General features: G+C 60.5%; 14 protein-coding genes. 10 read left to right on the forward strand and 4 right to left on the reverse strand.

All coding sequences use genetic code 11. The annotated features are described in order from the left end of the window. Positions 1-73 precede the first annotated feature (73 nt). From yaaA to ACR0LX_RS18360, 3 genes are all read right to left on the reverse strand, one after another. Positions 74-844, reverse strand: a complete 771-nt coding sequence (yaaA, locus tag ACR0LX_RS18350; protein WP_480784961.1) for a peroxide stress protein YaaA — start codon at positions 842-844, stop codon at positions 74-76. A gap of 33 nt (positions 845-877) precedes the next feature. Beyond that, on the reverse strand, positions 878-2,917 hold the full coding sequence (gene recQ, locus ACR0LX_RS18355; RefSeq protein WP_480784962.1) for a DNA helicase RecQ: 2,040 nt from the start codon (positions 2,915-2,917) through the stop codon (positions 878-880). Positions 2,918-2,995: 78 nt separating this feature from the next. After that, on the reverse strand, positions 2,996-3,283 hold the full coding sequence (locus tag ACR0LX_RS18360; protein ID WP_239343434.1) for a YggT family protein: 288 nt from the start codon (positions 3,281-3,283) through the stop codon (positions 2,996-2,998). Between the two features lie 129 nt (positions 3,284-3,412). Between ACR0LX_RS18360 and ACR0LX_RS18365 the strand changes: the two genes are divergently transcribed. From ACR0LX_RS18365 to smpB, 10 genes are all read left to right on the forward strand, one after another. Further along, complete coding sequence (locus ACR0LX_RS18365) at positions 3,413-4,780, forward strand: MFS transporter (RefSeq protein WP_480784963.1); 1,368 nt, start codon at positions 3,413-3,415, stop codon at positions 4,778-4,780. Beyond that, the gene (mepA, locus tag ACR0LX_RS18370; protein ID WP_480578185.1) at positions 4,777-5,640 is read left to right on the forward strand and encodes a penicillin-insensitive murein endopeptidase; all 864 of its coding nucleotides are present in this window, start codon (positions 4,777-4,779) and stop codon (positions 5,638-5,640) included. Before ACR0LX_RS18365 ends, mepA begins: the two co-directional genes overlap by 4 nt. Beyond that, a complete protein-coding gene (locus ACR0LX_RS18375; protein ID WP_480784964.1) occupies positions 5,613-6,497 on the forward strand; it encodes an esterase-like activity of phytase family protein in 885 nt (294 codons plus the stop codon). Before mepA ends, ACR0LX_RS18375 begins: the two co-directional genes overlap by 28 nt. A 96-nt stretch (positions 6,498-6,593) precedes the next feature. Beyond that, complete coding sequence (locus ACR0LX_RS18380; protein WP_480784965.1) at positions 6,594-7,238, forward strand: queuosine precursor transporter; 645 nt, start codon at positions 6,594-6,596, stop codon at positions 7,236-7,238. Positions 7,239-7,501: 263 nt separating this feature from the next. Then, a complete protein-coding gene (arfB, locus tag ACR0LX_RS18385; RefSeq protein WP_480784966.1) occupies positions 7,502-7,921 on the forward strand; it encodes an alternative ribosome rescue aminoacyl-tRNA hydrolase ArfB in 420 nt (139 codons plus the stop codon). Between the two features lie 54 nt (positions 7,922-7,975). Continuing rightward, positions 7,976-8,722, forward strand: coding sequence for an SDR family oxidoreductase (locus ACR0LX_RS18390; protein WP_480784967.1), 747 nt, complete (start codon positions 7,976-7,978; stop codon positions 8,720-8,722). An 81-nt stretch (positions 8,723-8,803) separates the two neighbouring features. Further along, positions 8,804-9,820 carry a P1 family peptidase gene (locus ACR0LX_RS18395; protein WP_480784968.1) on the forward strand — a complete coding sequence of 339 codons (1,017 nt, stop codon included), beginning with the start codon at positions 8,804-8,806 and terminating at the stop codon, positions 9,818-9,820. A 132-nt stretch (positions 9,821-9,952) separates the two neighbouring features. Then, on the forward strand, positions 9,953-10,366 hold the full coding sequence (locus tag ACR0LX_RS18400) for a c-type cytochrome (protein ID WP_480784969.1): 414 nt from the start codon (positions 9,953-9,955) through the stop codon (positions 10,364-10,366). Positions 10,367-10,570: 204 nt separating this feature from the next. Further along, positions 10,571-11,113 (forward strand): isopentenyl-diphosphate Delta-isomerase, encoded by a 543-nt coding sequence (gene idi, locus ACR0LX_RS18405; RefSeq protein WP_480578165.1) that lies wholly within the window; start codon positions 10,571-10,573, stop codon positions 11,111-11,113. A gap of 56 nt (positions 11,114-11,169) precedes the next feature. Continuing rightward, entirely contained in the window at positions 11,170-11,646 is a 477-nt protein-coding gene (smpB, locus tag ACR0LX_RS18410) for an SsrA-binding protein SmpB (RefSeq protein WP_480784970.1), read from the forward strand. An 11-nt stretch (positions 11,647-11,657) separates the two neighbouring features. Here the strand turns inward: smpB and glpK are convergent, their stop codons facing one another. Beyond that, on the reverse strand, positions 11,658-13,136 hold the full coding sequence (glpK, locus tag ACR0LX_RS18415) for a glycerol kinase GlpK (RefSeq protein WP_480784971.1): 1,479 nt from the start codon (positions 13,134-13,136) through the stop codon (positions 11,658-11,660). Between the last annotated feature and the right edge of the window lie 30 nt (positions 13,137-13,166).

The following is a 13,166-nucleotide window of genomic DNA, read 5'->3' on the forward strand; positions in this document are numbered from 1 at the left end:
AGGTTGCACTAACGTCTCGGGCGCGGGCACGATTGGACCGCCCGCGCTTTTCGCTTGGTGCTGAGATACCGGGTCAGGCTTGGTAGGGGCGCACGAAGACCGGTTTGCCCTTTTCAGAAAGGTCGGGGCGGTATTCATAGCCGCCGCTGTCGAAATCCAGCAGGGCATTGGGGTCGGTCAGACGGTGTTGGATGATATACCGCGCCATCGCCCCGCGCGCCTTTTTGGCAAAGAAACTGACAACTTTGGGTGCGCCTGCCTTGTCTTCCATGAACACCGGGGTGACCACCTTCAACCGCAGCGCCTTCGGGGCAACGGCGCCGAAATATTCCTGGCTGGCGCAATTGACCAGTATTTCGCTGCCAATCTCCTGCGCTTGCGCATTCAGCGCCTTGCTGAGCTGATCGCGCCAATAGTCGTACAGGTTCCTCCCGCGACGGGTTTTCAGTTTGCTGCCCATCTCAAGCCGATAGGCCTGAATGGCATCCAGCGGGCGCAGAATGCCGTAGAGTCCGGACAATATGCGCAGGTGATCCTGCGCCCAAGCCATTTCCTCGGCGTCCAGCGATGCGGCCTCGAGCCCCTGATAGGTGTCACCTGCAAACGCCAGCGCAGCAGGCCGCGTGGCACCAGCCTCGGGCGCGTCCGAGAACACGCGGTATCTGTCGCGGTTCAGACGGGCCAGGTCATCGCTGAGATCCATGAGTTTTTTCAGGTCGCCCAGCGTCAGGTTGCGCGCGGTTTTCGACAGGCGGATGGCGTCGTCCTGAAAATCGGGTTGGGTCACTTCGACATTTCGTTCAGCCCAATCCAGCCGCTTGGCCGGGGAAATCACTACCAGCATATCCGCCCTCGTTCCTTGCCTGATGGGCCGTATCTAGCCCGCCTGACGCAGCACGTCCAGAAAGGCCGCGCCGAACCTTTCGTGACGGCGATCGTCCAGCAGCTTTTCGATCCCACGCGGGTCGTCAGGTCGCAACTGCGCGATTTTCGCCAGTTGCGAGGCAGAGCAGCTCAGCGGTTTGTCGATCCCGTTCGGGCCGCGCGACAGCTGAGACTGAACCTCAAGCAGACGGTCGTAAATCTCACCCTGATCGCGGCCCGCAAGCTTGCGGCGCGCCGGGTGAACAGCTTGAACCTCGCCCGCGATCACTTCCAGAAACGTAGCGCCATAGCGTTCCAGTTTCTTTGCACCAACACCGCCGATCCGGGCCATGTCGTCCAGCGTTGCAGGGCGGGTTTCAGCCATTTCGATCAGCGTGCGGTCGGGGAAGATCACATAGGCCGGAACCCGCGCGGATTCCGCCAACGCACGACGCTTGGCCTTGAGCGCCGAAAGCAGCGGCGCGTCCTCCTCGGACACCATGGCCTTGACCGGAGGTCTGCGGGTGGCCTTGCGGATCGTGTCCTTGCGCAGGTCGATCTGTGCCTCACCCTTCAGGATCGGCTTTGCAGCTTCGGTCATGCGCAATGCCCCGTGGCGGTCCGGGTCGGGACGCACCAGATCGTGACCCATCATCTGCCGGAAAATCGCCTGCCATTGCGGGCGCGACCAGTCCTTGCCGATGCCCCAGGTGGACAGAGCGTCATGACGGCGGGTGCGAACCTTGTCGGTCTCATTGCCCAACAGGATGTCGATCAGATGACCTGCGCCAAACCACTCTTCGGTCCGCAGGATCGCAGACAGGGCCATGCGGACAGGCGTGGTGCCGTCAAAGATTTCGGGTGGGTTGTCGCACAGATCGCATTTGCGGCAGGCCTCGATCTGTTCGCCAAAATATCCCAGCAGGTTCTGACGGCGGCATTTCAGCGCTTCGGCCAACCCAAGCAGCGCGTTCAACCGTGCGTGATCAGCGATGCGGCGTTCCGGCGGGGCCAACCCTTCGTCGATTTGCGACCGGCGTAGGCGAATGTCGTCGGGGCCGAACAATGTCAGGGTTTCGGCGGGGCCACCATCGCGGCCGGCGCGGCCGATCTCCTGGTAATAGGCCTCGATCGATTTGGGCAGGTCCGCATGCGCGACCCAACGGATATCGGGCTTATCGATCCCCATGCCAAAGGCAACGGTGGCGACCACGATCAGCCCGTCTTCGCGGGCAAAGCGCGTTTCGACGATGCGGCGATCCTCAGCCTCCATCCCGCCGTGATAGTGGCAGGCGGTGTGACCCTCGGTGCGCAGGGCCTGCGCCAGCACTTCGGTCTTGTTGCGCGTTCCACAATAGACGATGCCGGACTGACCTTTGCGGGCGGCGGCAAAGTCGAGGATCTGCTTGCGCGGCCCGTCCTTGGCAGCAAAAGCCAGATGAATATTGGGCCGGTCGAAGCCGCGCAGAAACTTGCGCGGGGCGTTGCCATCGAACAGTTTCTCAACGATTTCATCCTGCGTTTCCGCATCCGCGGTGGCGGTAAACGCGGCCAGAGGCACGTTCAGCGCGCGCCGCAGCTCGCCAATCCGCAAATAGTCGGGGCGGAAATCGTGACCCCATTGGCTGACGCAATGGGCCTCATCCACAGCGATCAGGCTGACATTGATCCGGCGCAGCATCCCAAGAGCAGACCCAGCCGCCAGCCGTTCGGGCGCCATATAGAGCAGTTTCAGCCGACCCTGTTCCAAGGCGTCCCAGACCGCATCTGTTTCCTCGGGCGTGTTGCCTGACGTCAGAGCCCCGGCTTCGACGCCCGCCTCTTGCAGTCCGCGCACCTGATCGCGCATCAGGGCAATCAGCGGAGAGATGACCACCGTGACCCCATCGCGCAACAGCGCAGGCAGTTGGAAACACAAGGATTTACCGCCACCCGTTGGCATGATCGCCAGCACGTTCTCGCCTGCGGTCACGGCATCAACGATCTCTTCCTGCCCGGGGCGGAAGGCGTCGAATCCAAAGACATCTCGCAGCAACGGCGCGGAGTCGAACATATGCGGGCTGGCCCTGTTTTAAGATTTATCTGCTCTTAAAACAGGACAATCACATACTAAGATTCGGTGAACAAGGTCTTAGACGAAATAGACCGCGTTGTTGATCAGGATGATCCGCAATGCGTAGACCGCGACCAGCACCACCAGCGGCGTCAGGTCCAGCCCGCCCATATTGGGCAGAACTCGGCGGATCGGTCCGTAGATTGGCTCTAATATGCGATTTAGCCCGTACCAGATCTGCGCCACCAGTTGCTGGTGCAGGTTGAGGACCTGAAAGTTGATCAGCCAGCTCATGATCACATGGGCCAGAATGATGAACCAGACAATGTCCAGGATCAGCAGAAGAATTTGGATCAGCGACAGCATGGGCACTCCGTTCGTCAATTGCCTGAGACCTAAGCGCCCTTACGGCAAAGAGCAAGTCCGCGCCAACTGAACGCTTGCGAATTGCGGCAAAGGCCCGTCTTATGAAGGCAACGATAAACAGGGGCAGTCATGGCAGAAATATCCAAGCGCAAGCGCATTTGGGGCTGGTGGTTTTTCGACTGGGCCAGCCAGCCGTTCCACACACTGCTGGTGACGTTTGTGTTCGGGCCATACTTCGCCGGGGTCGCCGCGCAATTCTATGCAAATGCAGGATTGGACGCTGAAACAGCCGCCGCTCAGGCGCAGACGGTCTGGGCCAACTGCCTGACCATCACCGGGTTGATCATCGCGTTTGGGGCACCGTTGCTGGGGGCGATGGCAGATGTATCGGGCCGCCGCATCCCGTGGATTTTTGCCTTTTCGGTGATGTATGCGGTGGGTTCGGCCGCGCTGTGGTACACGATGCAGGACGGATCGAATATGTGGCTGATGCTGTCGGCCTTTGGGCTCGGCTTTGTGGGCGCGGAATATGCGTTGATCTTCATCAACTCTCAGCTGCCTGATCTGGGTGACGACAATGAGGTCGGAGAGATTTCGGGATCAGGCTTTGCCTTTGGCTATTTCGGCGGTCTGATTTCATTGGCGATCATGCTGACGCTGTTTGTCGAGCAGCCAAACGGCAGAACGCTGATCGGAATGGACCCTGTGTTCGGGCTGGATGCGACGACCCGCGAAGGCACCCGCTTTGTCGGACCTTTCACGGCGGGATGGTTCCTTCTGTTCATGGTCCCGTATTTCCTGTGGGTCCGGGACGACTCATCGACCAGCAAAAAGGGCAGCTTTGGAGAGGCTTTGAGCCTGTTGGGCCATTCCATCTCTGCCTTGCGCCACCGATTGAGTCTGGCCAGTTACCTAGGGTCTTCGATGTTCTATCGTGACGCATTGAACGGGCTCTACAGTTTTGGTGGGGTCTATGCGGCGCTGGTGCTCGAGTGGGATCTGGTCAAGATCGGAGTATTCGGGATTGTCAGCGTTCTGGCCTCGGCCGTTTTTGCATGGATCGGCGGCAAGGCGGATCGTAAATTCGGCCCTAAACCGGTGATTTTGATCGCAATCTGGGTTTTGATTTTCGTCTGCCTCACTGTGGTTTCGATGGATCGGACGCAGGTTTTCGGCATCTCGCTGCCCGAAGGGTCCGGCCTGCCGGATCTGGTTTTCTTTGGATGTGGCGTCCTGATCGGTGGCATGGGCGGCATTCTGCAATCGGCCAGCCGTTCGATGATGGTGCGCCATACGGATCCCAAAACACCGGTCGAGAGCTTTGGGCTTTACGGTCTGTCCGGTCGCGCAACAGCGTTTGCCGCGCCGCTGCTGATCGGCATTGCAACATCCGTCACCGGGAGTGCGCGTTTAGGGGTGTCACCGATCATTCTGTTGTTTATTCTGGGATTATTCCTGATGCGCTGGGTGAAACCGGAAGGGGATCAGAGCAGATGATTTTATTACGTTTTTTGGCGATATGCGCCGCGTTGTCATGGGCAGGCACAGCTGGGGCGCAGCCGTTGGCCAAGCAATTATTCGGGTCGCAGAAGGTCAGTTCGCAGCAAAAAGCAGCAGCCTTCGGCAGTTATTCGCGCGGATGTGCGGCCGGGTCGGTGCAGCTGCCCGAGACCGGCCCCACCTGGCAGGCCATGCGCCTGTCGCGCAATCGCAACTGGGGACACCCGCAAGCGATAGACTATGTGCAGGACCTCAGCCGGTTTGCTGCCAAGCAGCCGGGGTGGAACGGTCTCTATGTCGGGGATATCAGCCAGCCGCGCGGCGGGCCGATGACATCCGGGCACCGTTCTCACCAACTGGGTCTCGACATCGATATCTGGATGCTGCCGGGCGATAACATGCGTCTCAGCCGCAAGGCGCGCGAAAATATCTCGTCGATCTCGCTGCGCCGCGCAAACGGGGCTTATGTGAATGGCAACTGGACGAAACAACACCATGCCGTCCTGCGCGAAGCCGCCAAGGACAAACGCGTCGCGCGGATTTTCGTGTTCCCCGGAGCCAAGGTGCAGATGTGCAATGATGAAAAGGGCAACCGGGCCTATCTGCGCAAGATCAGACCCTGGTGGGGGCACCATTATCATTTCCATGTGCGGCTGAGTTGCCCGCGTGGATCGCGGGGATGCGTCAATCAAGACCCGCCGCCCAAAGGCGACGGATGTGCGGAGGCGCAGCAATGGGTGCGCAACATCCTGAACCCGCCGCCGCCGGACCCGAACGCTCCGGCCCCAAAGAAACGGCGTGAATACCGCCTTGCCGATCTGCCCCAACAATGCGCCGCCGTGTTGCAATCCAACTGATTGCAGCGACGGTGCTGGCTGGTCCGGTTGGTGCTGTCGAGGTCAAAACCGCCACGTTGCTGGACAGCTATGTCTGGCGCGAAAGCGCTGATTGGTTCGGCGGGTTTTCGGCGGTCCATATCTCGGGGCAGGGCCAGCAGATGATCGCGCTAAGTGACCGTTCACATCTGGTGACCGCGCGGATTGAGCGGAACGGAGACCGGATCACCGGCATTCAACTTCTGAGCCGGTCACCGCTGCTGTCCAGCCGGGGCCGCAAATTGTCGGGCCGTGCGGGGGACGCCGAAGGAATTGCGGTCGCATCGGACGGCAGCTTTTTCCTGTCGTTCGAAGGGGTTCATCGGGTCGCACATTACCCCTCGCCGGGCGTGCCTGCGTGGGTGCTGCCGCGACCCAAGGCCTTTCGTGCGCTGGATCGGAACGGGTCGTTCGAAGCATTGGCGATAGACGATCGCGGGCGACTTTATACCATGACCGAGAAAAGCCGGACCACCAAAGGTGACATTCCCGTCTATCGCTGGGACGGCAAAGTCTGGTCCACGCCCTTTGTCCTGCCGCCACGCGGCAAGTTCCTGCCCGTGGCCGCCGATTTCGGACCGGATGGACGGCTCTATGTGCTGGAGCGTCACGTCACCATGTTCGGATTTCAGACACGGCTGCGCCGCTGGCGAGTGGGCAGCCATGGTGCCAGCGCCGAAGAAACCCTGTTAGAAACCGGGACCGGCACCCATGATAACCTCGAAGGGGTGTCTGTCTGGCGCGACAGGCAGGGACGGCTGCGGGCCACCATGATCTCGGACGACAATTTTCTGGCGCTGCAACGCACCGAACTGGTCGAATATCTGTTGCCCGAATGACTTGCCAAACGCGTTTCGACCCGCTAGAAGCGCGGCCTGCCTTGGGATGAGCCCTTGGCCAAGTCGCCGCTACCTTGTCAAAACGGGCATCTGAAAATGCAACGCAGCTTTATTCCCGGCATCATTGCCATGGCCACCATTGTCGTGGCCTCGAACATTCTGGTCCAGTTCCTGATCCTCGACGGTCTGTTGACCTGGGGTGCCTTTACCTATCCGCTGGCCTATCTGGTCACCGATATCACCAACCGCGTTTATGGCGTCGGTCCGGCCCGCAAGGTCGTATTTGCAGGCTTCCTGGTGGGCGTCATCTGTTCGCTGATCGGCAGCCAGATCATGCTTCAAGGTGATGGTTTCACCTATGCTGCCGTGCCGCTGCGGGTTGCTGTGGCATCCGGTGTGGCCTTCCTTTTGGCGCAGCTTTCCGACGTCACCGTATTCAATGCCATGCGCGGCGGACGCTGGTGGCGTGCGCCTTTGGCCTCGACGCTGGTTGGCTCGGCGCTTGATACCGTGGTGTTCTTTACCATCGCCTTTTCCGCGTCGATCACGATCTTCGGAGCCACCGCAGACGCCGCGATCAACTGGGCGTGGGAGCCTGTGCCGTTCATGCTGACCGGTCCGATGGCGCCCTTGTGGGTGACGCTGGCCTTTGCTGATTGGTTGGTCAAACTGTCGTTGGCGATGATCGCTCTGATCCCCTTCAAGGTGATCGTCGCACGTATGACCGCGCAGCCCGCGTAAAAAAACGCTTTGAGAATGGCGCATCTTGTGTCAGGCTCATTGTTAACCGCAACAGATAGAAAAGGAGGTGATCCAGTGTCGAGAAAGAGATTGGAGAGAGGTGTCGGAACAACCGGGGGGATCGCCTGCTAGGGCAGCCCTTGGCGGAGCGTGCGCTCCGGCTGGTCGATTGATCTAACCGACCCGACCTCCTGTGCTTTCGAAGGGCCGTCCCGCCGGGGCGGCCCTTTTTGTTTTCGCGCCCGCCTTGTAAGGTCCGACCCATGTTGCGCATCACTGACGATATCGCCCTGCAAGATTGGGAATTGACCGAGAGCTTTGTACGCTCTTCGGGACCCGGCGGGCAGAACGTCAACAAGGTCTCGACCGCGGTCGAGTTGCGGTTCGAGGCTGCGCGCTCGCCCTCGCTGCCCGATCCGGTGAAGGCACGGCTGAAACGGCTGGCGGGGCGGCGCTGGACCAAGGACGGCGCAATCATCATTCAATGCGAGGAAACCCGCAGCCAGGCCCGTAATCGTGACATCGCCCGCGCCAGATTGGCTGAGTTGATCACCCGCGCGCTGGTCAAGCCGAAACGGCGCATCGCCACCAAACCCACCTATGGTTCGGTCAAGCGCCGTCTGGCCGCGAAAAAGGCGCGCTCGGACGTAAAGGCGCTGCGCGGCAAGGTCGCGGAAGATTGATCTGGCAGTTTCGCCGTGCCTTGGTAGTCTGACCCGACAAGGGAGAGCAAGACCATGAGGTTAGAGGGAAAAACCGCGATCGTGACCGGCGGCGCGTCAGGCTTTGGCGCCGGGATCGTGCAGAAGTTCCTGTCCGAGGGTGCGCGGGTGATGATCGCCGATATCAACGGTGACGCGGCCGAAGTTCTGGCCAACCAGCTTGGCCCGAACGCAATTGCGCAATTGGTGGACGTGGCGGATGCAACCTCGGTGCAAGCGATGGCCGACATCATGCAGGACCGCTTTGGCCATCTGGACATTTTGGTCAACAATGCCGGCATCACCCATCTGCCTGCGCCACTGGAAGAGGTCAGCGAGGACGATTTCGACCGAGTTTTCAATGTAAACGTGAAATCGGTCTACCTGACCGCTCGGACATTGGTGCCCATGATGAAGGCACGCGGAACCGGTGCCATTCTGAACGTGGCCTCGACCGCCGGGCTGTCACCGCGCCCGAACCTGAACTGGTACAACGCCTCCAAGGGTTGGATGATCACAGCAACCAAGACGATGGCCGTCGAACTCGCCCCGTCCGGGGTGCGGGTAAACGCAATCTGCCCGGTGGCGGGCGAAACCCCGTTGCTGAAATCCTTCATGGGCGAAGACACGCCCGAAATGCGCGCCAAGTTTCTCGCGACCATCCCGCTTGGCCGCTTTTCGACCCCCGACGACATGGGCAATGCCGCCTGTTTCCTGTGCTCGGACGAGGCCAGCATGATCACCGGCGCAGCATTGGAGGTCGACGGTGGCCGCTGTATCTGATCAGCTCTTCATACGGCCAGAAATTTCCCTGTCGGAGGCGGCGCGTCTACACGCTTTCTGGCAGCACCATCCGAGACGAACATGACCCCCGGACCCCGAAATCTGATCACCGATGTCCCCGGCCTTCTGGTCGGAAATGCCCAAGACGAGCTGCTGAAATCCGGCACGACTGTGTTGACCTCCAAAGACCCGTTTACCGCCTCTGTTCATGTCATGGGCGGCGCGCCGGGGACGCGGGAAACCGACCTATTGGCCCCGGACAAATCGGTCGCGCGTGTCGACGCGATTGCATTGTCGGGGGGATCGGCCTTTGGGCTCGATGCCTGCTCGGGGGTTGCCGATGCTCTGCTCGCACAAGGGCGCGGCTTTGCGGTGGGCCCCGTCACCGTGCCGATCGTGCCGGGTGCCATACTGTTCGATTTGTTGAACGGCGGTGACAAAAGCTGGTCCGAAAATCCATATCGCGCCCTGGGCCGGGCCGCGTTCTTGGCCGCAGACGAAACCTTCGAACTGGGAACGTCCGGGGCGGGAACCGGAGCGCTGGCGGCGATGCATAAGGGCGGGCTGGGATCCGCGTCGCTGCGTCTGAAGAACGGCGTCACTGTTGGAGCGCTGGTCGCCGCGAACCCGCTGGGCAGTGTGACAACACCCGGTGACAGGCATTTCTGGGCGGCTTCTTTCGAGTTAGACTCTGAATTTGGCGGGTTGGGGCCAGATCCGGCCTCGGGGCTGGGCGCGATCTCCGAAAGCCTCAAGGCCCGGGCAATGCGCCCGACGACGCCTGACAAGACCAACACGACAATCGCCATTGTGGCGACGGATGCAGACCTGACCAAGGCGCAATGTCAGCGCCTTGCCGTTGCTGCGCATGACGGCATTGCCCGTGCCATTGTGCCGGCCCATACGCCGGGAGATGGCGATCTGGTGTTTGGCGTCAGCACAGGTGCCCGGCCTCTGGCGGCAGATCCGGGCGCATTGGCGCAGATTGGCCACGCTGCTTCGCTTTGCCTGAGCCGCGCGATTGCGCGCGCGGTGTATCTGGCGACCCCGGCCAAGGGTGATTTGCTGCCATGCTGGGCCGACGGGCATGACAAATGATCCACATGACTTAAGTTAAGGACAGCCTTTATGTCGCAGTGGCACAGTGACCTCGCGCGGCAATCTGCGCGTTGACTCTTTTTTGCGCCGAAGGTCCATTCGGGGCAGCCAATTCGTATCGGAGCTACAGTTATGAACCGCATCCTCGCCACCGCTATTGTTAGTCTGCTGGCCGTTCCTGCCGTTGCCGAAGGTGACGCCGACGCCGGTAAGAAAGCGTTCAACAAGTGCAAGTCCTGCCATATGATCGCCGATCCAGCAGGTGAAGTGATCGTCAAGGGCGGCAAGACCGGACCGAACCTTTATGGAATCGCCGGGCGCACCGCTGGTACGATTGAAGATTTCAAATACGGTGACAGCATCGTCGAAGCGGGTGAAAACGGTCTGGTCTGGGATGAAGAGACCTTTGTGGCCTACGCACAGGACCCCAAAGCATTCCTGAAAGACTATCTGGGTCAAACCTCGGCCAAATCCAAGATGACCTTCAAGCTGAAGAAGGGGGCCGAGGACGTTTACGCCTATATCGTCAGCGTTTCTGGTGAATAACCTCTGACAATCCCTCCCGGGTCATTCCTGCAAAAAGGCCGCAGACCCTGCGGCCTTTCGTGCGCTTGATTGGCGGACCGATCAGCGCCAATTTGGGGACAGCGGTTGGGAGGCCGCAAACTTTTAGCCACACCGCCAAGCCGATCGGGCCAGAGCCAGGTCATGGATATCGCCGCATTTGGGTTCGGCAGCAGGAGAAGACAGATGGGAATCATGATTCCGGCATGGGTGAACGGGGAACTGGCCCCTGTTGACAAGCTGGAGGCGCACGAAAAGGGGCTCAAGCACAAGGCTGTGTCGGTCTTTGTGGTGCGCGGCACCGAGATTCTGTTGCAGCGCCGCGCGCTGGGCAAATATCACACGCCGGGCCTCTGGGCGAATACCTGCTGTACCCATCCTGACTGGGCCGAAAGCGCATCAGCCTGTGCCGTACGGCGGCTGAAAGAAGAATTGGGCATCACGGGCCTGTATCCCGAATACCGGCACCGGCTGGAATACCACGCCGATGTGGGCAACGGTCTGGTCGAGAACGAGGTCGTCGACGTCTTTCTGGCCCATGTGCGCAAACCGCTGAAAATCGAGCCTAATCCGGACGAAGTTATGGATATCCGCTGGATCGACTACCATGATCTTCTGGCCGAAGTGAAACGGCACCCGGATCGTTTTACCCCGTGGCTGAAGATATACCTGCACAACCATGCGGATACGATATTCGGCCCTGATCTGATCATCTCGGCCAAGTCCTGACAGGTTGAACGCTGGGGGCTTGCAAGGCCCGCACAAGCCGCCTAAATCAACGCGTCATGGCCAAGCAAAAGACAGACCCGAACTACAAAGTGATCGCCGAAAACCGGCGCGCGCGGTTTGACTACGCGATCGAGGACGATCTGGAATGTGGCATCATGCTGCAAGGGTCCGAAGTCAAATCCCTGCGCGCGGGCGGATCGAACATTGCCGAAAGCTATGCGTCGGTCGATGATGGAGAGTTGTGGCTGATCAACAGCTACATTGCGCCCTACGAGCAGGCCAAGGTCTTCAAGCACGAGGAACGCCGCCGCCGCAAGCTGCTGGTGTCGCGCAAAGAGCTGTCGAACCTGTGGAACGCGACCCAGCGCAAAGGCATGACGCTGGTGCCGCTGGTTCTGTATTTCAACCACAAGGGCATGGCCAAGATCAAAATCGGAATCGCCAAGGGCAAAAGGACCCATGACAAGCGCGAGGCACAGGCCAAGCGCGACTGGTCACGCCAAAAGCAGCGTCTGATGAAGGATCACAGCTGAGCCCAGGTGGGTCAGAATGCCATCGCCGCCGAGACCGCGCGCTGCCAGCGCGCATAGGCCGCATCGCGCTTTTCGCCGGACATCACGGGCTCAAACCGACGATCCAGGGCCCAGGTTTCCGAAAAACCCTGCTGGTCCGGGTAGACCCCTGACCGCATACCGGCCAGCCAGGCCGCGCCCAGCGCGGTGGTTTCCTGCATGACCGGGCGGTCGACCGGCGCGCCCAGAAGGTCCGACAACCCCTGCATCGCCCAGTCCGAGGCGCTCATACCGCCATCGACCCGCAGTGTGACATCGGCCGCGTCGCCCCAATCGCCCTGCATGGCATGCCAAAGGTCGCGGGTTTGAAAGGCGATGCTTTCCAGCGTGGCGCGGGCGATTTCTGCGCGGCCCGAGTTTCGGCTCAGGCCAAAGATCGCACCACGGCAATCGGGCTTCCAATAAGGCGCGCCCAGCCCCGTGAAAGCGGGCACAAGCACGACATGTTGGTTCGGATCCGCCTTTGCCGCAAGCTCGCCGCTTTCGGGTGCCGCATCGATGATCTGTAAGGCATCCCGTAGCCACTGGACCGCTGCACCGGCTATGAAAATCGAGCCCTCGAGCGCATAGTTGCGTTTCCCGTCCAATTGGTAGGCAATGGTGGTCAGCAGCCGGTTCTGCGACCCGACCGGCTCGTGCCCCGTGTTCAGCAGCGCAAAGCACCCGGTGCCATATGTCGATTTCAACATACCGGGGCTGAAACAGGCCTGGCCGATTGTGGCAGCTTGCTGGTCTCCAGCCACGCCCAGAATCGGTATCTGACCGCCCAACAGGGGGGTATGCCCAAAATCAGCGGCACAGTCTTGGACATCAGGTAGCATTGCCATTGGCACGTCCAGCAGGTCGCAGATATCAGTGCTCCACGCGCCTTTGTGAATGTCGAACAGAAGGGTACGTGCGGCGTTTGTGGCATCGGTGGCGTGCACGCGCCCTTCGGTCAGACGCCAGATTAGGAAAGTGTCGATGGTGCCAAAGAGCAACTCACCCGCCTTGGCCCGGTCGCGTGCGCCGGGGACGGTGTCGAGCAGCCATTTGACCTTGGTGCCCGAGAAATACGGGTCCAGCAACAGACCGGTCTGGGCGGTCACGTCATCCTCGCACCCGGCATCACGCAGCTTTTCGCAGATGTCGGCGGTCCGGCGGTCCTGCCAGACAATCGCGTTGTGAATCGGTTTGCCGCTGGTCCGGTCCCAGATAACGGTGGTTTCGCGCTGATTGGTGATGCCGATGCCCGCGATCTGGTCGGCGGTTGTTCCTGTCGACTGCATGACTTCGCGGCAAACGGTCAGGACGCTGTCCCAGATATCCTCTGGGTCGTGTTCGACCCAACCCTCACTCGGGAAATGCTGCGGGAATTCGCGTTGCGCGGTCCCGACGCGCTGCATTCCTGCGTCAAACAAAATAGCGCGTGACGACGTTGTGCCCTGATCAATCGCCAGAATATAGGTCATGCCTGCCCTCTCCCCATGACATTTTGGGGG

It is taken from the genome of Ruegeria sp. CH11, from assembly GCF_056537105.1.

Coding starts and splice junctions, on each gene's coding strand:
- smpB (WP_480784970.1), top strand. CDS start 11,170: ATGGCCAAGCAAAAGACAGACCCGAACTACAAAGTGATCGCCGAAAAC.
- recQ (WP_480784962.1), bottom strand. CDS start 2,917: ATGTTCGACTCCGCGCCGTTGCTGCGAGATGTCTTTGGATTCGACGCC.
- idi (WP_480578165.1), top strand. CDS start 10,571: ATGGGAATCATGATTCCGGCATGGGTGAACGGGGAACTGGCCCCTGTT.
- ACR0LX_RS18360 (WP_239343434.1), bottom strand. CDS start 3,283: ATGCTGTCGCTGATCCAAATTCTTCTGCTGATCCTGGACATTGTCTGG.
- mepA (WP_480578185.1), top strand. CDS start 4,777: ATGATTTTATTACGTTTTTTGGCGATATGCGCCGCGTTGTCATGGGCA.
- glpK (WP_480784971.1), bottom strand. CDS start 13,136: ATGACCTATATTCTGGCGATTGATCAGGGCACAACGTCGTCACGCGCT.
- ACR0LX_RS18365 (WP_480784963.1), top strand. CDS start 3,413: ATGGCAGAAATATCCAAGCGCAAGCGCATTTGGGGCTGGTGGTTTTTC.
- ACR0LX_RS18380 (WP_480784965.1), top strand. CDS start 6,594: ATGCAACGCAGCTTTATTCCCGGCATCATTGCCATGGCCACCATTGTC.
- yaaA (WP_480784961.1), bottom strand. CDS start 844: ATGCTGGTAGTGATTTCCCCGGCCAAGCGGCTGGATTGGGCTGAACGA.
- ACR0LX_RS18400 (WP_480784969.1), top strand. CDS start 9,953: ATGAACCGCATCCTCGCCACCGCTATTGTTAGTCTGCTGGCCGTTCCT.
- ACR0LX_RS18395 (WP_480784968.1), top strand. CDS start 8,804: ATGACCCCCGGACCCCGAAATCTGATCACCGATGTCCCCGGCCTTCTG.
- ACR0LX_RS18375 (WP_480784964.1), top strand. CDS start 5,613: ATGCGCCGCCGTGTTGCAATCCAACTGATTGCAGCGACGGTGCTGGCT.
- ACR0LX_RS18390 (WP_480784967.1), top strand. CDS start 7,976: ATGAGGTTAGAGGGAAAAACCGCGATCGTGACCGGCGGCGCGTCAGGC.
- arfB (WP_480784966.1), top strand. CDS start 7,502: ATGTTGCGCATCACTGACGATATCGCCCTGCAAGATTGGGAATTGACC.